The following is an 18,556-nucleotide window of genomic DNA, read 5'->3' as shown; positions in this document are numbered from 1 at the left end:
GCGTTTCAGTCAGGCCGAACGCAGCCCGGTCAAGCCGAACGCAGACCGGTCAGGCCGAGCGCTGGTCGCCGCGGCGCTCGCCGATGATCGACAGGACGGTGGCGACGATGCGGTTGACCGTGCCGACGTTGGACAGCGCGCCCGACACGCCGCCCAGCGGATCGGCCACCGCGTGCGGCGCGCGGTCGAGGGTGGCCGTGAACGAGCCGCCGAAGACCGCGCGGATCACGTCGACCACGACCCGCTCGGCCTGCTCGCCGGTCGCGATGCGGGCGTCGATCGCGCGCACCGCCTCGGCGGCCAGCCGCAGGAGTTCGGAGTCGACCTGGGCGGCCGGCTCGACCAGGGACAGCGGCTTCGCCACCTCGCCGGTCGCCTCGCCGACCGGGGACGTGGCGACCGGGGCCTGCTTGGCGCCGAGCGGACGCTCGACATAGGACTCGTACCAATTGGCGCGGCGGCGCATCACGGTCAGCACGGTCTCGACCTCGCGGGCGACCACGCCGGGCTCACTGCCCGCCCAGTCACCGGTGCGCTGGCCGCGCTCTTGAGCCCACGCCTCGAGCGGCCACACCTCGGTGCCGGCCGTGCTGGTCACCCCGACCCAGACCAGGATCTCGGTCGCCAGCGCGGTCAGCCAGGGGTCGTGGCCGAGCCCGTCGGCGACCCAGTTGGGCAGCCGGGGCCGCTGCAGCGCGCCTCGCCGGCCCCGCAACCGGCGGTGCCCGTCGACCGTCGCCGCGGTGAGCCGGGCGGCGATCCACGCCTCGAGGTGGTGGATCGGCTGCCGGGCGTGCGCGAGCAGGTCTTCGACCACGAACTCGACGTCGTCGTGGAACCGGTCGAGACACTCGTCGGCCAGGTTGGACACACCGGCCGCGCAGGCCGCGTGCCCGCGCAACTGCTCGAAGCGCCGGGTGAGGCGGGTGTAGACGATCGGCCACACCACCGCGTAGGCCGCGCCGGTCAGCTCGATGCGCTCCTCGCCCTGCGCGGCGGCTGCCGCCTCGGCGAGTTTGCCCTGGTGGGCCAGGTCGTGCAGGTGCCGCACCGACGCGTCGACGGCCGTGCGGGGCAGATGGTCGCCGGACTGCTTGGACATGGTCGACGCGGTCCGCGAGACGTAGAGGCCGCCCTGCGATTCGTTGGGTCGGCGCCGAGCCGATCGCAACCGCTCCGCGCTGAGTCGCTGGCTCGGTCCGTTCGACACGCCCACGCCGCAACCTCCGTCGTCCGCAGAGATCGACGACCGGGGGCCCGATCGTCGAAGACGCTCGTTGCATGAAGCTTGGCGGAACCTCTCGCGAGTGTCGGGGACAGTCTAGGGACTGAAGGCCGGGTGCGCCGCCGACGATCGTCGATGTTTTCGGAAATCGTCCGGCGCCCGAATCCGCACCGAAAGGGTGATGCGCGACGTTTCCCGGTCGTGTCACGGTCTTGGGCGGTGCGGCCGAAAAGTCGATTGCAAGTCGGCCGCAAGTGGGCTGCGTCAGACTCCGGGCGACCACTCAGTGAAACGTTTCGAGGAGTTCCGCCGTGCCCGCCACCACGACGCCCCGCCCTGACGAAGGCTGCCGGCACGAGCAGCACGGACCGCTCGACGACTGCCTCCAATGACGATCACGTTCGCTCTGCTCGGCCCGGTGCGGGCCCACCGGGACGGCCGTGAGCTCCGGCTGGGCACGCCCCAGCAGCGCAGCACGCTGGCCGTCCTGCTGCTGCGCGCCGGCCGCCTGGTGACCATCGACGAGCTGGTCGAGGCCCTGTGGGAACGGCCGCCGGAGACGGCGGTCGCGGCCGTCCGGACGTACCTCTCGCGTCTCCGCCGCGTCCTCGACGCCCCGCCCGGCCAGCCCCGGGTCCGCATCGACTGGCGCGACGGGGGTTACGTCTTCCTGGCCCCGGCCTACTCGCTCGACGTGACCCGGTTCCAGCAGCACACGCTGCGGGCCGCTGACGCGTTGCGCCGGGACGACCTGGAGGGCGCCGCCTTCGAGCTGCGGGGCGCCGTCGCGCTCCACCACGGTCAACCCCTCGCCGGCACGACCGGCAGTGCCTTCCTGGACGCGCACGCCGTACGCCTTTCCGAAATGTGCCGCGACGCGGCGCTCGACCTGGCCGCGGTGACCGTGGAGCTGGGCCATCCCCTGGAGGCCGTACCCCGTCTGCGGACGCTGCTGGCCGACGATCCCCTGACCGAACGCGGCCACGCCCTGCTGATCACCGCCCTCTATCGGGCCGGCCGCCGCCCGGAGGCCCTGGACCACTATCGACGACTCTGTCGGATTCTCGACAGTGAGCTCGGCATCGGCCCCAGCCCGGAGGTTCAGGACCTGGGCGACCGCGTCGCCCGCGGCGAACCCGACCCGGGCGCCCGGCTGGCCCTGCGCTGAGTTTTCGCCCACGGGAAGGATCTACTCCGGGGGTTGCCCGGGAGACTGAACGGCGAACGAGGCCCGGCAGGCTTGCAGACCGGTCACCGTCACGGCGGCATGCTCCCGCGCACGCCACCCTTCGGCGCTCAGGCGGAGGCGGTCGGAGACGACGGCCTCCCCGTCGCGGGCGTCGACCGAGATCCCGTCGGGCCGATAGCCGAGCTTGCGGGAGACGCCCTGGGACGCGTGATTGTCCTGGAACACCTCGGTGAGCCCGGCGGCCGCGCCGAGATGGTCGAAGGCCAGGCCGAGCAACCCGGTGCGGGCCTCGGTGCCGAAACCCTGACGGTGGTGCGCCAGGCCGAGCCAGGAGGCCGTCGTGACCTCCCGGACCACCGGGAAGTGGCGCGCCCGCAGATTGACCATCCCGATCGGACGCCGGTCGAGGAACACTCCCAGGCCGAGCCCCCAGTCGGCCACCTCCCACGTCGCGAGCTGGTGCCAGTGACCCCGGAGCACGAACTGCGCCCGGTCGGCGTAGCTGCCCTCGGTCCACGGCGTGAGGAAGGGCCGCTCGCCGGGCGGGTGCACGCCCCGCCCGGCCAGATCGGCCAGGGCGGCCAGCTCCTGCTCCCGCGGCAGGCGCAGCTCCAGCCTCGGGGTGGCAACGGTCAGGCCGTAGAGCGGCCACAGTTCGGCGAGCATGCCGTGCATCCTGCCCGGCCCGATCCCCGCGAACGATCGAATATCAGGTGCGCAGGATCCGGAAGCGACTCGGATCGGCCGGGTCCCGGTCGACCACCTGGACCGGCGGCCACGCCCACTGCCAGACGCTGATGCCGGGCACCCGGGAGAACCGGATGCGACCGCGGGTGCCTTCGACGTCGACGCCGGCCCAGGAGACGTCGGCCCAGGACGCGCCGGGCGAGCGCAACATCTCGGCGAGGACGAGCACCGTGTCGTAACCCTCGAAGGCGACGAACGACGGGGACCCCAGCGCCGCCGAGACGCGGGTGCCGAGCGGGCCCAGACGCGACGGCAGGTAGCGCAGGAACGGGACGCCCGCCCAGTCGGCGAATTCCGGCTGCCCGGCGGGCGCTCCGATCAGCACCTCGGCGAGCCGCGGGTCGCCGCGGACCGCACCGACGATCGACGCGGCCGGTTCCGGGTAACCGGTCAGGACGAGCAGGGCGGTCGCTCCGCTGTCGACAAGCTCCTCGCACACCGCGGCCGGGTCGACCTCGACGACGTCGAGATGGTTCCGCAGGATGCGGGTGCCCGCCTCCCAGTAGACGCTCGGCTGGGCGGCCACCGCGATCCGCCGGTGACCCGCGTCCCGGAGGAACCCGGCGTAGACCGACCAGCCGTGCGACTGGGCCGGGGCGAGGCGCGCGACCCGGTCGGTGGGTTGGTCGGTGAGCGCGTCGAGCACCGCGGACGAACACAGGAACGGCAGGCCGAGTGCGTCGGCCCGGGCGGCGGTCGCCCGGGCGGTCACGCTGTGGTATTCGCCGGCCAGCGCGGCCGCGCCCAGGCCGGCCAGCTCGTCCACCGCCGTGGGGTCGGTGCTGTCCCGCACCGTCAGCTCGATCGGCCGTCCGTCGATCTCGAGCTCCCGGGCGGCCAGCGAGAGCCCGGCGAGCAGGTGCCGCCCGGCCTCCACCCACCCGGGCCGGCTGAGCGGAACGAGCGCGCCGATCTTGACCGATGATCGCTGCATAGATCACCAGTACCACAGCGCATTTGGTTGAACCTATTAATATCGGCAGCCGATGATCGAGGTACGCGTGCTCGGCCCGGTCGAAGTGCGCGCCGGAGCGGTCACCATGACAGGGAGCGACCGCCGGCAGGCCGTACTGGCCATGCTGGTCGCGGCGCGCGGACGCGTCGTGCCCGCCGACCGGCTGGCCGACCAGCTGTGGAACGGGGCACCGCCGCCGAGCGCCACGGTGAGTCTCCAGGCGTACGTCTCGAGGCTGCGCCGCCTGCTGGAACCGGACCGCCCACCCCGAGCCGCACCCAGCGTGCTGGTCAGCGAAGCGGCCGGCTATGCGCTACGCCTGCCCGGTGACGCGGTCGACGCCTGGAATTTCGAGCGTGCCGTGCTGCGGGCGCCCGATCTGCCACCGCCGGAGGCGCTCGAGACGCTGCAGAACGGTCTGGCGTGGTGGCGGGGCTCGCCCTACGAGCAGTTCGCGGACGAGCCGTGGGCGCAGGGCGAGATCAATCGGCTCGCGGAGCTACGCCGGACGGCCCAGGAGCGCGAGGTCGAGGCGATGCTGCGGGTGGGCCGCACCGCCGACGCGGTGCCCGCGGCGACCGCCCTGACCGAGGCCGAGCCGCTGCGGGGCGAGGCGTTCCGGCTGCTCGCGCTGAGTCTCTGGGCGGCGCACCGCTCGTCGGACGCGCTCGACGTGCTCCGGCGGCATCGCCTCCGGATGGCCGATGAGCTTGGGCTGGACGCCGAGCCGGTGCTGTCCGAACTGGAGCAGGCGATCCGGGAGCAGCGCCTGGACGTGCTGGCCGAAGCGATGCGACAAGCGGTGCGGCCGGCTCAGCTGCCGCGCTCGGGAACCGTCTTCGAGGGCCGGCAGGCACAGCTGACGGCACTCGACACCAGCACGCTGTCGGTGATCACCGGGCCGGGCGGGGTCGGCAAGACGACGCTCGCGCTGCGCTGGGCGCATCGGGCCGCCGAACGCTACGAGGACGGCCAGCTCTACGCCGACCTGCGCGGTTTCGGTCCCGAGGACGCACCGGCCGACCCGGGTGACGTGCTGTTCTCGTTCCTGCTCGCGCTCGGCGTGCCCGATCACCGGGTGCCGCCGGGCCGCACCGAGCGGGTCGCGTTGTTCCGCAGCGTGCTGGCGGGGCGGCGGATGCTGCTGGTGCTCGACAACGCCCGCGACGCCGACCAGGTGCGTCCGCTGCTGCCGGGCTCCGGAGGATGCGCGGTCGTCGTGACCGGCCGTGGCGCGTTACAGGGCCTGGTCGTCGCGGACGGTGCATTACCCGTGCCGCTGGATGCGTTCGGTGACGAGGAGGCCCGTGACTATCTGCGCGTGCGGCTGGGTGCGGCGGTCGACGCGTACCCGGAAGCCCGCGACGCGATCGTCGCGCGCTGCGGCGGCCTGCCCCTCGCCCTGGCCCTGGTCGCCGCCCGCGCGGCGACCTTCCCACTGCCCGCGGTGGCCGCCGAACTGGCCGAGGAGGAGGGCCTCGAGTCCCTGCCCGACCTTCGCGCGGTGTTCTCCTGGTCCTATCGCCATCTGGCGCCCGACGAGGCCGACCTCTTCCGCCTTCTCGCGCTGCACCCCGGGCCCGATCTCACGGTGCCGGCGGTCGACGCGGTCACCGCCCTCGGCCGGCCCGGCACGCGGGCCCTGCTGCGTCGCTTACGCGACGCCCACCTTCTCATCGAGAGCCAGGCGGGCCGGTTCCGCTTCCATGACCTCCTTCGGGCGTACGCCCGGGAGCTCACCGCAAGCAGGGACACCGAACAGGACCGGCGCCGGGTGGTTCTGCGCCTGGTCGAGCACCACCTGTACTCGGCCGGGAACGCCAGCGCCGTGCTCTACCCCTATCGGAGTCCGGACCGCCTCGGCCCCGGTCCGGCCGAGGCCGCCGCGGTGGCGTTCGCCGACCGGGCCGCCGCCTTCGCCTGGATGGACGCCGAATACGGCAACCTGCTCGCCCTGACCGAGGTCTGCCCGAAGCATCTGGGCCGGTTCGCCTGGGCGCTCGCGTCCTACCAGCAGGACCTGCGGTACTTCCTGGACGACTCGATCGACCTGGCCCGCCGCGCTCTCGAGGTGGCGCGGGAGGACGACGACCCGTGGTGGGTCGGGTTCCTGCACTACCTGATCGGCCGCGGCCACCTGCGGCTCAACCGGCGGGCCGAGGCGCGCGCCGACCTGGAGCGGGCGATCGAGGTCGGGCGGCAGACCGGCGACCCGCTGCGCCTGGCCCACGGGCTGCTCAGCGTGGCGCTCTGCATCACCGGCGTGCACGAGGTGCCGTCGCGGCAGCAGGCCGAGGCGGCGTTCCCGTACGCGACCGAGGCCCGCGAGCTCTACCGGGCGATGGCCCAGCCGCTGGGGCGGGTCGAGGAGGCGAACACGCTGCATCCGATCGGCTGGTATCACTACTATCAGCCGGGCGGGCGGGAGAAGGCGCTGCGCCACTTCCGGGAGAGCGTCGAGATCAACCTGCGCCTGTCCCATCTGCACGGCGCCGCCAGCTCGTGGATGCAGCTGGCCCGGATGCTGCAGGTCAGCGGGCGGATCGACGAGGCGGTGGCGGCCTTCGAGGAGGCCCTCGAGCTGTACGGTGACGTGCCCGGCCTGCGCATCGAGCCGCTGATCGGCCTCTACACGTGTCATCGGGCGCTCGCCGACGACCAGAACGCCCAGCGGGCCCGGGCGGCAGCACTCGGCCTGCTCGAGACGGCCCGCTATCCGGACATCGCGCGACTCCGGTCGATCCTCGGAGTTAAGGATCATTTAAGCGACAACTCCGGCAACGAGTCACCGTCCGTAAAGTGACGGGTCCGGGCTGTGACTGACTGTGCATGCCAGATCGGGCGGTAACGGGTTGCCGGACGACAAGTGAGAACGAGACGCTCTTCCTCGCATTTGGACCACCGATGCGCGGAAGGATCCGACGACACGTGCAGTCATCCCCCTCGCGGCCCGGCAGCACCTCGGCCGAAGCCGCCACCGCCGACCTCAGTGGCCGGTGCGTGGGCAACTCGTACATCCTCATCGCGCCGGTCGGGCAGGGCGCGACCGGCACCGTGTGGCGGGCGATCGAGCGCAGCTCGGGCGTCTACGTCGCGGTGAAGCTCCTGCACGACTCGCTGCTGCGGCAGCCCAAACTGGTCACCCGGTTCGTCCGCGAGCGCACGATCCTGATGATGATGCGTCACGACAACATCGTCGGCGTCCGCGATCTCTTCAGCGTGGGCGAGTCGCTGGCTCTGGTCATGGACTTCGTCGCCGGCGGCACCCTCCGCGACCGCCTGATCGCCTCCGGCACGGTGCCCCCGTCCGAGGCCGCGCAGCTGCTCGCCCAGGTCGCGGCGGCGCTCACCCAGGCCCACGAGCTGGGCGTGGTGCACCGCGACGTCAAGCCGGACAACATCCTGCTCGAAACGCAGGCCGACGGCGCCGGCCAGGTCAAGCTGACCGACTTCGGCATCGCCCGGGTCCTCGACACGGCCGGGCTCACCACGCCCCACGCGATCATGGGCACGCCGCACTACATGGCGCCCGAGGCGGCGACCGGGGTGGTCGATCCGGCGGCCGACGTCTACGCGGTCGGGGTGGTGCTCTACGAGCTGGTCAGCGGGCACACGCCGTACTCCGGGGAGCCGCTCGCCGTCCTGCGGCGCCACGTCGAGAGTGAGCCGGAGCGTCCGTCCGGCATGCCGGACGCGGTCTGGGACATGATCGCCTGGTGCCTGGACAAGGACCCCCGGCGCCGGCCATCGGCCGGCGAGCTCGCCATCGCTCTGCGCGATCTCTCGCGGCAGACGGCCGGCGAGCCGGCCCTGCCGGTCGCCGAGAGGATGACGGCGCTGAGCGCGAAGGCGCCTGCGCATCCTTCCGTACGCCGTGAGCCCGCCCGCCGACGCCCGCGTAACGGACCGCGGTCCTGGGTCTGGCGCCGGCCGGGAATGATGGTCGCGCTGATCGCGGGCCTGATGGCGGTCTCCGGAGTGGGCGGGGTCAAGCTGTGGCGGGTGCTCGACAGCACCCCGGCCCGCGGAGCCGTCCAGTCCACCGGGCCGATGATCCACCTCCCGGCGCAGGAGCGCCTGGCCTCGCCGGGCGCGTCCGCCTCCCCGGGACCCTCCTCGGCCGCCGCGCCGCCGGTGCTGGTCGCCGGCACCCCGACCGAGGGGCTACCGCCGGCGGGCGCGTTCGAGGCTCCCGCGGCCTCCGGTGCGGTGACGGCGGGACCGGCGCACGCCGCGGTGACCGTGGGGCCGGGCACGGCCGGCGGGTCGGTCGAATTCGGGCCGTGGCGCTGCGGCGACGACTACACCTGGGACCTCGGGCACCCGGTGCTGGCCAAGCCGTGCAACTCGCTCGGCGACGCGATCCGGGTGATGGGCATGACCGAGGCGATGCCGGGCATCCAGGCCGACTTCACGCTCTCGGTGCGCGACGCGTCGAGCGACGCGGTCGTGGCCGGACCCTTCACGTGCAAGGGCCTGCTGTTCACCGACTTCGAGATGAAGCACAACTGCGGCCCGGTCGACCTGCAGGCGCCGCACGGGCACCGTTACCTGGTGGCCGAGACCTGGACGTACACCGGCCGCTCGATCCTGCCCGGTGGCATTGCTCGAGGGCCGGCGTTCGACTGGTGACCGCCTTCAGACGTTGACCTGCACATATTGCTGGCCGGCCGTGTTGACCACGCGGACGGCCTGCACCTGCGCCGGGTCGATGAGTGCGCTGCCGTTGAGCGTGACCGGCTTGGTCTCGGCGGTCGCCGAGGCGAGCCAGCTGCCCGCCAGCACCTTCGTGCCGTCCCTCGCCACGACCTCGACCCGGCACTTCTCGCCCGGCTTGATGCCGACGACGGTGGCGTCGACCCGCACCCAGCCGGCCGCCGGCGTGACGGTCACCGACATGCGGGCGCCGGTCGTCGGGTCTTCCGCGGCGCCGTTGCGGGTGCCCGCGACCACCGAGGCGGTCGGCTCGGCGACCGGGCCGGAGGGTGCGGTCGAACGGCCGACAATGACGCCGCCCCCGATCGCGACCACGATCACTGCGGCCGCGGCGGAGACCAGCATCGCCGTACGCCGAAAGCGCTTGGCCCCGGACTCCTGCCGCACCTGCCGGAGGGTCCGCTGCAGGAGCAGGTCGGCACCGTCGGGTGGCCCGTCGAGGAGCATCTCCTCGGGCACCTCACGCAGGGCGTCCGCCCACGACTGCATCGAGTCGACCTCGGCCCGGCACTCGGCGCAGCGGCTCAGGTGCTCGTCCGCCTGCTGCTTCTCTTCCGGAGTCAACATCTCCATCAGGTAGCCGGCGATGTCCACGTGTTCGTTGGTCGGCGGATTCATGACGCTGCCCTAACAATCTGAGGTTCGGCTTCGCGCAGGGCGCGGAGCGCGTAGAACGACCGGGATTTGACCGTCCCGGGCGGAATGCCGAGTTCCTTGGCCGCCTCGGCCACGGTGTTGCCCTTCAGGTAAACCTGCTCGAGCACTTCACGGTGCTCGGGGGACAACCGGTTCAACGCATCGACCACAACCATCGAGGTGACGATGCGATCGGCATGGTCGCCCTCCACCGCGGCGTCGGGTGGGCTCTCGCCCACCTCGGGGGCCCGGCGGGCGCGGGCCCGCACCTGGTCGACCACGATATTGCGGACCACGGTGAGCAGCCAGCCGCGCACCGAGCCCTTGCCGTTGGCCAGGCTGTCCGGGTGACGCCAGGCGCGCACCAGGGCCTCCTGCACCACGTCCTCGGCCGCGGCGCGATCTCGCGTCAGCTGTGTCGCATACGCCAGCATGGCGCGTCCGTGTTCGGTGAACAGTGATCTGACCAGAGCCTCATCGGCCACCTCCCGGCTCGTTGACGGCATCGCCTTCCACCCTCCGCGGCACCGGACGCGCCGCCATGGTCAGCATGCGGCACGGTCCGTCCGAAGGCGACAGGGGACGGGCCGGTGGCTTCCGTGGATACGTCCCCGTGGCTCCGGTCGGATCAAAACCGCCCGCGAATTGGCACAGCTCGGCACTGAACCATCCGGGCGCAAGGCGTCGTGTGGGTGGCAGGTCTCTTCGAGGAGGGCAGTCATGAACAGGCGCATCACTCTGACGGTGGCGCTGGTCGGGTTGGGCGCCGGACTGGCCGCCTGCTCGCATCCGGCCGCAGCCTCGCACCAGACGGCCGAGATCACCGTTCCGGTGGCCGCGACCGCCGCCGCACCACCGCCCGCGCAGGGTCCCGGCGAGCCGCCCGTACTGGCCGGCGCCGGCCCTTCCGCTTCCGGCCCTTCCGCTTCCGGCCCTTCCGCTGCCGACTCCCCGGCGGCCGCCGACCCGGTGCCGTCGCCGACGGTCGCGAAGACGCAGAAGTGGGTCAAGATCTACAGCGGCCAGTCGAAGACGAACATCACGCCGCCGAAGTCGAGGACCACGGGCAGCCACACCGTCGAACTGGACGCCACCGAAAACCCGCAGATCGGCACCTACCTGGCCGACGGCGCCGGCCGCACCCTCTACGTCTTCGACAACGACACCGCCCGGCCCCCGAAGTCGAACTGCAACGGCGACTGCGCCAAGGCCTGGCCACCCCTGCTGATCAAATCACCCGGCAAGATCTACCCCAAGGGCGTCGACCCGAAGATCGTCGGCTACGTCGAGCGGGCCGACGGCCACTGCCAGGTCACCGTGAACGGCCACCCGGTCTACTACTTCATCGCCGACGCCAAGCCGGGCGACATCAACGGCCAGGGCGTCAACGGCAAGTGGTTCGCGGTGGCCCCGAACGGCGGCAGGACCACCAACGTCCCGGTCTTCCCCAACAAATAGTCTTCCCGTCCCCCGGTTGGTAAAAGCGTCGAGGCGGCTCCGCCAGGGCCGCCTCGACGTGCGCGCACCAGCCGAGATTGAACACGTCCGACAGTCCATGCGGTCCATCACGGCAGATCACTGGCGTCGAAGTAGAAGACGTCGTAGTCCCTGATGCCATTGGTCGGCGGCCTGCCCGTCACCACATTCCACACGGTCTGGAACACGCACCCAGCCGTCACATACCAGCCGTGAAGGTCCAACGTCGCAGCCGGCGTGAGCACCTCGGTCAACACATCATCACAGGACAACGCCGCACGAAGTTCGCCAAGTTGCTCGTCAAGAGGAAGCCGGCTATGGGCTCCGGCAAGACGCCCCGATCGCCGCGCTGGCCGAGGCCCGGCCCAGTCAGCGGTTGCCTGTTTTGTCCCAGCGTGGTGGCAGGATGACGGCGTGCTCTCAGACACCCCTCGCTGACCCCGATCGGAACCGTCCGCACGGCCCGCACCACCCCTGAGGACGACCACTGGGCCCGGTCACGTCGGTCATCAAGGGCCTCCACCTGCATGTCCAGGGCCTGGACGCGATCGACGGCACCCCGGTCCTCGACATCAAGCCCTACCTGACCGAGATGAACCCGCCGGCCGCCGAGATCCGCGAGCCGGCCTGGGTCCACGAGGTCATGAAGTCGTACTGGTAGCCGGGCCGACCGACCGGCGTGTCGGCATGGCGACAATCGAGCCGGTCGGGCCCGGCCGGGCGGTTTCTGCGGCATGTCGGCGCTGGCCAGAGGGCCTGTCGATGCGGCCGGCGCGGTGCCGTCGGCGGGTGGGAAATCGGTTGGCTCGGAGGGTGAACCTGATCGATGGTTCTCAGCGTGTGAGGAGCATGTTTTCGCCGGAATGTCGGGGGCTGGTGGCCATGCGAAGAAACCGCAAGCCGACCACCGCGGAGGCGGTCGCCATTCTTGCCGCCGTGGCGCGGGAGACGAAGTCGTACACCGATCCGAGGGCGGAGTACCCGCTGGCCGAGAAGGCGCGTGAGGCGCGCCTCGCCGGGGCCGACCGGCGCCGGCCGCGGCACCTGCACTAGGGCGGCCTAGCGCGGCTTCATCGCGGCCAGCGCCGCCCGGGTCTGGGCGTCCGGGTCCGGCCCGAGCGGCCGGAGAATGACCGTGGACGCCCCGGCCGCCTCCAGCTCGGCGATCCGGGCCGGCAACGACGAGGCGGGGCCGGTCAGGGTGTAGACGTCGGCCGGCGGCACGCCGAGCCAGGCCGCCTGGCCCTCGATCGCCTCCCGGGTCACCGAGGTGGCATGCGACGGATCGTCGTCGACGCGCAGGAAAGCGAAGACGATCAGCTCGTGAGCGGGCCGGTCGCCGGACGCCGCCCCGCGGGCGATGTGGCCGCGGGCGTCGGCGATCGACGACGGGCCGTGCCCCTCGGCGATGATCGTGCCGTCGGCGACCCGCCCGGACAGCTCCAGCGACCGCGGCTGGACGACCCCGGTGACGATCGGCGGGACCGCGAGCGGCGGATGCACGAGTTTGACGCCGTCGACCGTCACCTCGCGGCCGTGCAGCTCGACGGTCTCCCCCGCGAGCAGGCCGCGTACGGCGACGATCGTCTCCTCCAGCAGCGCGAGCTTGCGCGGCGTCGACGCGCCGACCCGGGCCATCCACTCGGGCACCCCGTGTCCGACGCCGGCGACCAGGCGGCCCGGCGCCGAGCGCTCCAGCATCGCCAGTTCCATCGCCAGCAGCGCCGCGTTGCGCAGAGCGACCGGTGCGATGCCGATGCCGACCCGCAGCCGTTCGGTGGCGGCCAGCGCGAACGCGGTCGACGCGATCGACCCGGCCCAGCCGAGGTCCTCGACGACCCACAGGTCGTCGGCGCCGAGCGACTCGAGAAGCGCCGCGTAGCCGGTGAGCTCCGCCGGAGGCCGGTCGCGGTCGAACATGAAGCCGATCCGGATCATGGCCGCAGCCTACCCGGCGCCCAGGGCTCGTCCCGGCTCATGCGAGCGGCGTCGCCCGGGAGGACCCGTCTACGGGCCGCGGGAGCGGGCCTCGCTGATCGCCTTCAACCGGGCCGGGACCGACCCCTTCACCGTGGTCAAGCGCCTCGACCAGCGCGGCGTCGAGGCGCGGGCGGGCTGCCACTGCGCCACGCTGGCCCACCACGCGCTGCGGCTCGACCCGCCGGCTGAGCTTCGCGGTCTACAACAACGAGGAGGACGTCGACCGCGCGGTCGACGCGGTGGCCTCCGCGCCGTGAGGCGGATCGCCTGATGTCCGACGCCGTGACCGGGTGAGTTCCCGGAAGAGCTCGACCAGCTCGCGCGGCGGCTGGGTGCCGGCCGCGTTGTCGGTCACGACCCGGCCGGTGCCCGGGAAGTCGAAGTGGGCGCGGATCCGGTTCACGTCCAGGCCGGTCATGGCCGGGTCTTCCAGATGCCGGCCATCAGCGGCCAGAGCATGGGACGGTCGGGGTCGCCGGCCGCGTCGTCGTTCAGCCGGGTGAGGGCCGCCTCGGCCTTGTCCCCGGTCGTGACGCCGTTCGCGATCGCGGACGGGAGCAGGCTGCGGAGGACGTGCCCGAGCATCTGGGCGCCCTGGCTCAGCGGCAACAGAAGTCCGGAGACGTCGGTGCCGTCGGCCGTTCCGACGCCCGCCTCCTTCAGGAAGGTGGGCAGCTTGAGGCCGGCCCGGACGTCGCAGCCGGCGGCCGTGAACGACTCGATGACCAGGCGGGCGACGTCCTCGACGCCCGGCGCGGCGGGCACGCAGCAGGCCGAGGTGAGGTCGTAGTCCTGGATGACGAGGTGACCGTCCGGGGCGACCGCATCCCAGAGCCGGCGCACCACCTCGACCCGTTCCGGCAGGTGGAACAGGAGCAGGCGGGCGAAGACGAGGTCGTAGGTGCCCTCGATGGGGTCCCGGGTGACGTCGCCGACGAGGATGTCGCAGTTGCCGGGCATCTGCTGGCTGACCACGCCGACCAGGGCGGCGTCCGAGTCGAGCCCGGTCACGTGACCCGACGGGCCGACGCGGTGCGCGAGCAGGCGCACGGTCTCTCCCGGGCCGCAGCCGACGTCGAGGCAGCGGGCGCCGACCGGCAGGGCGATCCGGTCGAGCAGGCGGGCGGTCGCGGTCTCCCAGACGCGGGCCTGGGCCCGCAGGCGGTCGTATTCGGCGGATTCACGCAGCAACGAGTAAGTGGTCATGGTGTCGATGCTCGGCCGGACGGCTCATTGTTGCGTCGTGGAGGCGACCACGAGGTTTCGGCTGTCGCCGACCGGACGTACCTTCGGCCCATGCCCCGCGTTCTGATGCAGCGTGACGCCGAGATGGCGGCCCTCGGTCGCCATCTGAGCGGCGTGCGCCAGGGCGCGGGCCAGGTGATCATCGTCTGCGGGCCGGCCGGCATCGGCAAGTCGAGCCTGCTCGCCGCGGCCGCCGACGCGTCCGGGTTGCGAGTGCTGCGGGCCAGTGGCAGCCCGCTCGAACAGGACGCCGGCTGGGGCATCGCCCGCCAGCTGTTCGCGCCGCTGCGGGACAGTTCTTCGTGGACCGGCCCGGCCCGCCGGGCCCTCGATGCCGACTTCTCCGAGCCGGCCCTGGCCGGTGACGCCATGCACGCGGCCGCCTATGGGCTGACCATGCTCGCCTGCGGCCTGGCCGACCGCGTGCCGACCCTGCTGGTGGTCGACGACGTGCACTGGGCCGACGCGCCGTCGCTGCGCTGGCTGGTCCAGCTGAGCCGCCGGCTCGGCGACCGTCCGCTGGGGGTGCTCGGCGCCGTACGCTCCGGCGACCCACCCGCCTCGCCGGGCCTGCTCGCCGAGCTGCTGGCGGCCGCGTCCACGCCACCGATCCGGCCGGTCCCGCTCGGCCCGGACGCGGTGACCGCCCTGGTCGGCCATCGGTTGCCAGGCGCCGGGCCGTCGTTCGCGCTGGCCTGCCACGCGGTGACCGCGGGCAATCCGTTCCTGCTCGGGGCCCTGCTGGCGCACCTGGTCGCGGAGGGCGTCGAGCCGACCGACGAGGTGGGGGCGCGGCTCGGCACGTTCGGGCCCGAGCAGGTGGCGCGCGTGCTCGACCGCCAGCTGGCCCGGCTGCCGTCGGGGGTGGGCGACCTCGCGCGGGCGTTCGCGGTGCTCGGGCCGGCGGCGCCGCTTCGCCAGGCGGCCGTTCTGGCCGGTCTGGACCCGGCGGGCGCCGCGCGGACGGCCGACCGGCTCGGCGAGGCCGGGCTGCTGCGCGGGGCGACGGCCGAGGGAACCTACGCGCTGGTGCACCCGCTGGTGGCGGCCGCCCTCCACGAGGGGATTTCGCCCGGGGAGCGGGCGTTGTGGCACGGGCGCGCGGCCGGCGTCCTGGCGGCCGAGCGGGCCGACCCGGAAGTCGTTGCCCTGCACCTGATGCGGACCGAGCCGTCGCGGGACCCGGCGACCGTGCAAGCGCTGCGCGTGGCCGCCCGCCGAGCCGGGCGGCGGGGTGCGCTCGAAAGCGCCGAGGCGTTCCTGCGGCGGGCCCTCCACGAGCCGCCCGGCGAAGCCGGGGACGAGGCCGAGGTGCGGGCCGAACTGGCGCTGCTGCTCGCCACCCAGGCCGGACCGGAGGCGGCCGGGCTGCTCGGCGAGGCGCTCGACCTCGCGACCGAACCCGAGCGGCGGGCCCGGCTGGCGCTGGCCGGTGCGCGCGCGCTCGGACTCGCCGGATATTTCCACGATGCGCTGCGGTTGTGCCGGCGCGGTCTGGAATGCACGGACGGGGTCTCGCCCAGGCTGCTCGCCCGCATCGAGGCCGAGCTGATCGGGAACGCCGGCATCTGGGCGGGCTGGCGGGACGACGCCCGAGCCCGGCTCGCCTCGCCGGTGGGCGGGCGGACGGTTCCGGTCGGGCGGGTCAACGAGGCGTGGATCGCGCTCTACGACGGGCGGCCGGCCGAGGAGATCCGCGCGCTGCTGCGCGGGGCGACCGACGACGAGGAGGACGCGGACTCGATCCTCGGCACCACGGCCACGATCGCGATGATCGCCTGCGGGGACCTGGACGGGGCGCGCGAGCGGTGCGGTGCCCTGATCGACACGGCCCGGCCGAAGGGGTGGCTGATCGCGCTGGCGCACGGCGGGTTCCTGCGGGCGATGGCCGAGGTGCCGGCCGGGCGGATCGACGAGGCGGGCGAGGACGCTCGGATGGCGTACGAGTTCAAGAAGCACAGCAGCCCGCCGATCGCCCTGATCTGGTCGCTGCTGCCGCTGGCCGACGTGCTGATCGAGCAGGACGAGCTGGACGAGGCCGCGCGCCTGCTGGACCGGGCGGCGGTGATTGCTGGGTCGTTGACGGCGCCGATGCTCGCCGAGCGGCGGGGGCGTCTGCTGCTCGCCCGGCACCGGCCGGCTGAGGCGCATGAGGCGCTGCTCCGTGCGGCCGACGAGTGGCGCGGGCTGGGCATGGTAAATCCGGCGCTGGCCACCTGGCGGGTGGACGACTGCCTGGCGCTGGCCGAACTGGGCGAGATGCCGGCCGCCCGGGCTCTCGCGGACGAGCACATCGAGCTGGCGAGGCGGACGCATGCCACCGGACAGCACGGCGCCGGTCTCCGCGCGGCCGCCCGCACCGGTACGCCGATCGAACGACTCACCGAAGCGGTCCACGTCCTGGAAGGCAGCCCGTTCCGGCTGGAACTGGTCCGGGTTCTGGTCGACCTCGGGGCGGCCCGGCGCCGGGCCGGTCAGCGCGCGAGCGCCCGCGAACCGCTGATCCGCGCCCTCGACCTGGCCACCCGTGGGGGCATGCGCGCGCTCGCCGACCGGGCCCGGACCGAGCTGCTGGCGGCCGGCGCGCGTCCCCGCCGGACCGCCTCGTCCGGGTGGGACGCCCTCACCCCGGCCGAGCTCCGCGTCGCGACCCTCGCCGCGAACGGCTGCGGCAACCGGGAGATCGCCCAGCAGCTGTTCGTGACCCGGCGTACGGTCGAGACCCACCTGACCCACGTCTTCCAGAAGCTCGGCGTGACCACGCGAGCCGGGCTCACAGCGACCCGAGGCGTCCGCTGAGGAACGCGCGCTCGGCTTCGTTGGCGGTCAGCGCCAGCGCCTCGCGGTAGGCGTCGGCCGCCTCGGTCGTTCGGCCGAGACGGCGCAGGAAGTCGGCGCGGGCCGCGCTCAGGTAGCCGTACGTCGCCAGCGACGGCTCGGCGAGCAGCGGGTCGAGCGCGTCCAGCCCGGCCTGCGGGCCGTCGCGCATGCCGACGGCGACGGCGCGATTGAGGTCGACGACGCTCGAGCCGGGCCAGAGGCGGCGCAACACGTCGTAGAGGGCCACGATCTCCGACCAGTCGGTGTCGGAGAAGGACGGCGCTTCCGCGTGGACCGCGCTGAGGGCGGCTTGCACGGCAAATCGGCTGGGCGGTCGCCGACGCAGGGCCTCGGCCAGGAGACTGGCAGCCTCGTCGATCAGGGTGCGGTCCCACGCCGTACGGTCCTGGTCTTGAAGGAGACGCAAGGCGCCGTCGCCGGAGTGCCGCGACGCCGAGCGTGCGTGATGGAAGAGCAGGAGCGCGAGCAACGCCGTGACCTCGGCCTCGGCCGGCATGAGCAGGTGCAGGAGCCGGGCGAGGGCGATGGCGCCGTCGACCAGATCGCGACGGACGACCTGATCGCCGGCCGGCGGGGCGTGGCCCGTGGTGAAGATCAGGTGGACGACGTCGAGGACGGCACCGAGGCGCTCGCCCAACTGTTCCGGGGTGGGCACGCGGTAGGGGATGCGGGCCGCGGCGATCTTTTTCTTGGCCCGGGTGAGACGGGCGGCCATCGTGGGTTCGGAGACCAGGAAGGCCCGCGCGACCTCGACCGTGGAAAGCCCGCAGACCAGCTTGAGGGTGAGTGCGACCTGGGTCTCGCGGGCGAGCGCCGGGTGGCAGCAGGTGAAGATCAGCATGAGCCGCTCGTCGCCCGGATCGTCCTCCTCCCCGGTCACCAGGAGCGGGAGTCTCTGTTTCAGCGCCGCCTCCCGGCGCAACGCGTCGTGGGCCTTGTTGCGCGCGACGTGGGTCAGCCATCCGCCCGGGTTGCCGGGGATCCCGGTGCCCGGCCACGTCGCAAGTGCCTGGGCGAACGCCTCCTGAGCGCATTCCTCGGCCAGGTCGAGGTTCCGCGTCAGGCGCGCGGTGGTCGCGAGTACCTGCGCCCAGTCGCGGCGGTGGGCCTGCGCCACCGCCGCGACCACGTCGGACGACGTCATCCGTGGTCGACGACCGGTCGGATCTCGACACCGCTGTGCCCGGCCCGCACCTCGGGCAGCAGCGCCACGAGCCCGGTGACCTCGTCGAGGTCGGCCGCCTCGAGCACGTAGAAGCCGCCGAGCACCTCCTTGGTCTCGAGGAACGGCCCGTCGGTCGTGATCAGTCCGCCGGCGCCGTCGGTGCGCAGGGTCGTCGCGGTGGACGCCGCCGCGAGCTCTTCCCCGCCCACCACCCGCTTGCCGGCCGCCTCCCGGAACCGCACGTGGGCGGCGTCGTGCTCCCTCAACTGCTCTTCCGTCATCGCCTCCCACTCTTCGTCGACCCCGTGAATGAGCAGCAGATACTTGGCCATTTTCCCGACCTTCCGGCTATTCGGATCCGTCGGTGAGGATCCGCACACC

At 72.9% G+C, this 18,556-nt stretch carries 19 protein-coding genes; 8 read left to right on the top strand and 11 right to left on the bottom strand.

Going from position 1 to position 18,556, the window contains the following annotated elements; genetic code table 11:
- Nucleotides 1-49: 49 nt before the first annotated feature.
- Nucleotides 50-1,210, bottom strand: a complete 1,161-nt coding sequence (locus ACIA5C_RS11835) for a hypothetical protein (RefSeq protein ID WP_396053472.1) — start codon at nt 1,208-1,210, stop codon at nt 50-52.
- A gap of 403 nt (nt 1,211-1,613) precedes the next feature.
- Between ACIA5C_RS11835 and ACIA5C_RS11830 the strand changes: the two genes are divergently transcribed.
- Entirely contained in the window at nt 1,614-2,393 is a 780-nt protein-coding gene (locus ACIA5C_RS11830) for a BTAD domain-containing putative transcriptional regulator (RefSeq protein ID WP_396053470.1), read from the top strand.
- Between the two features lie 21 nt (nt 2,394-2,414).
- Here ACIA5C_RS11830 and ACIA5C_RS11825 read toward each other — a convergent pair whose 3' ends face one another.
- Entirely contained in the window at nt 2,415-3,080 is a 666-nt protein-coding gene (locus ACIA5C_RS11825) for a GNAT family N-acetyltransferase (protein WP_396053468.1), read from the bottom strand.
- A 43-nt stretch (nt 3,081-3,123) separates the two neighbouring features.
- Complete coding sequence (locus ACIA5C_RS11820) at nt 3,124-4,095, bottom strand: ABC transporter substrate-binding protein (RefSeq protein ID WP_396053466.1); 972 nt, start codon at nt 4,093-4,095, stop codon at nt 3,124-3,126.
- Nucleotides 4,096-4,147: 52 nt separating this feature from the next.
- On the opposite strand from ACIA5C_RS11820, the gene ACIA5C_RS11815 reads away from it, so the two are divergent.
- Nucleotides 4,148-6,919, top strand: coding sequence for a BTAD domain-containing putative transcriptional regulator (locus ACIA5C_RS11815; RefSeq protein ID WP_396053464.1), 2,772 nt, complete (start codon nt 4,148-4,150; stop codon nt 6,917-6,919).
- A 125-nt stretch (nt 6,920-7,044) separates the two neighbouring features.
- On the top strand, nt 7,045-8,748 hold the full coding sequence (locus ACIA5C_RS11810) for a protein kinase (protein WP_396053462.1): 1,704 nt from the start codon (nt 7,045-7,047) through the stop codon (nt 8,746-8,748).
- A gap of 6 nt (nt 8,749-8,754) precedes the next feature.
- Here the strand turns inward: ACIA5C_RS11810 and ACIA5C_RS11805 are convergent, their stop codons facing one another.
- Nucleotides 8,755-9,450 (bottom strand): anti-sigma factor family protein, encoded by a 696-nt coding sequence (locus tag ACIA5C_RS11805; protein ID WP_396053460.1) that lies wholly within the window; start codon nt 9,448-9,450, stop codon nt 8,755-8,757.
- On the bottom strand, nt 9,447-9,974 hold the full coding sequence (locus ACIA5C_RS11800; RefSeq protein ID WP_396053457.1) for a sigma-70 family RNA polymerase sigma factor: 528 nt from the start codon (nt 9,972-9,974) through the stop codon (nt 9,447-9,449). The genes ACIA5C_RS11805 and ACIA5C_RS11800 overlap by 4 nt, the downstream gene beginning before the upstream one ends.
- 214 nt (nt 9,975-10,188) lie before the next feature.
- On the opposite strand from ACIA5C_RS11800, the gene ACIA5C_RS11795 reads away from it, so the two are divergent.
- Nucleotides 10,189-10,926 carry a hypothetical protein gene (locus tag ACIA5C_RS11795; RefSeq protein WP_396053455.1) on the top strand — a complete coding sequence of 246 codons (738 nt, stop codon included), beginning with the start codon at nt 10,189-10,191 and terminating at the stop codon, nt 10,924-10,926.
- 107 nt (nt 10,927-11,033) lie between these two features.
- On the opposite strand, the gene ACIA5C_RS11790 is transcribed toward ACIA5C_RS11795, so the two are convergent.
- The gene (locus tag ACIA5C_RS11790; RefSeq protein WP_396054317.1) at nt 11,034-11,189 is read right to left on the bottom strand and encodes a nucleotidyltransferase family protein; all 156 of its coding nucleotides are present in this window, start codon (nt 11,187-11,189) and stop codon (nt 11,034-11,036) included.
- Between the two features lie 242 nt (nt 11,190-11,431).
- Between ACIA5C_RS11790 and ACIA5C_RS11785 the strand changes: the two genes are divergently transcribed.
- Together ACIA5C_RS11785 and ACIA5C_RS11780 are read left to right on the top strand one after the other, a co-directional pair.
- Nucleotides 11,432-11,605, top strand: coding sequence for a TrmO family methyltransferase (locus ACIA5C_RS11785; RefSeq protein WP_396054315.1), 174 nt, complete (start codon nt 11,432-11,434; stop codon nt 11,603-11,605).
- 221 nt (nt 11,606-11,826) lie between these two features.
- On the top strand, nt 11,827-11,997 hold the full coding sequence (locus ACIA5C_RS11780; protein WP_396053453.1) for a hypothetical protein: 171 nt from the start codon (nt 11,827-11,829) through the stop codon (nt 11,995-11,997).
- 6 nt (nt 11,998-12,003) lie between these two features.
- Here the strand turns inward: ACIA5C_RS11780 and ACIA5C_RS11775 are convergent, their stop codons facing one another.
- Nucleotides 12,004-12,882, bottom strand: coding sequence for an LLM class flavin-dependent oxidoreductase (locus ACIA5C_RS11775; protein WP_396053451.1), 879 nt, complete (start codon nt 12,880-12,882; stop codon nt 12,004-12,006).
- On the opposite strand from ACIA5C_RS11775, the gene ACIA5C_RS11770 reads away from it, so the two are divergent.
- A complete protein-coding gene (locus ACIA5C_RS11770) occupies nt 12,863-13,195 on the top strand; it encodes an aminotransferase class V-fold PLP-dependent enzyme (protein WP_396053449.1) in 333 nt (110 codons plus the stop codon). The genes ACIA5C_RS11775 and ACIA5C_RS11770 overlap by 20 nt on opposite strands.
- On the opposite strand, the gene ACIA5C_RS11765 is transcribed toward ACIA5C_RS11770, so the two are convergent.
- Entirely contained in the window at nt 13,124-13,342 is a 219-nt protein-coding gene (locus ACIA5C_RS11765; RefSeq protein ID WP_396054363.1) for a hypothetical protein, read from the bottom strand. The two genes, ACIA5C_RS11770 and ACIA5C_RS11765, sit on opposite strands and share 72 nt — an antisense overlap.
- Nucleotides 13,339-14,130: a class I SAM-dependent methyltransferase gene (locus ACIA5C_RS11760; protein WP_396053447.1), complete on the bottom strand. Its 792-nt coding sequence runs from the start codon at nt 14,128-14,130 to the stop codon at nt 13,339-13,341. Before ACIA5C_RS11760 ends, ACIA5C_RS11765 begins: the two co-directional genes overlap by 4 nt.
- Nucleotides 14,131-14,220: 90 nt before the next feature.
- Here ACIA5C_RS11760 and ACIA5C_RS11755 point away from each other — a divergent pair, with 90 nt between their 5' ends.
- Nucleotides 14,221-16,968 carry an AAA family ATPase gene (locus ACIA5C_RS11755; protein ID WP_396053445.1) on the top strand — a complete coding sequence of 916 codons (2,748 nt, stop codon included), beginning with the start codon at nt 14,221-14,223 and terminating at the stop codon, nt 16,966-16,968.
- Here the strand turns inward: ACIA5C_RS11755 and ACIA5C_RS11750 are convergent.
- Both ACIA5C_RS11750 and ACIA5C_RS11745 read right to left on the bottom strand, forming a co-directional pair.
- Nucleotides 16,943-18,154, bottom strand: coding sequence for an RNA polymerase sigma factor (locus tag ACIA5C_RS11750; protein ID WP_396053442.1), 1,212 nt, complete (start codon nt 18,152-18,154; stop codon nt 16,943-16,945). The two genes, ACIA5C_RS11755 and ACIA5C_RS11750, sit on opposite strands and share 26 nt — an antisense overlap.
- The gene (locus ACIA5C_RS11745) at nt 18,151-18,507 is read right to left on the bottom strand and encodes a YciI family protein (protein ID WP_396053440.1); all 357 of its coding nucleotides are present in this window, start codon (nt 18,505-18,507) and stop codon (nt 18,151-18,153) included. The genes ACIA5C_RS11750 and ACIA5C_RS11745 overlap by 4 nt, the downstream gene beginning before the upstream one ends.
- Nucleotides 18,508-18,556 lie beyond the last annotated feature (49 nt).

This window comes from Actinoplanes sp. NPDC051343 (genome assembly GCF_044455125.1).
Taxonomy (GTDB): domain Bacteria; phylum Actinomycetota; class Actinomycetes; order Mycobacteriales; family Micromonosporaceae; genus Actinoplanes.
This window is presented reverse-complemented; position numbering and strand designations above follow the sequence as displayed.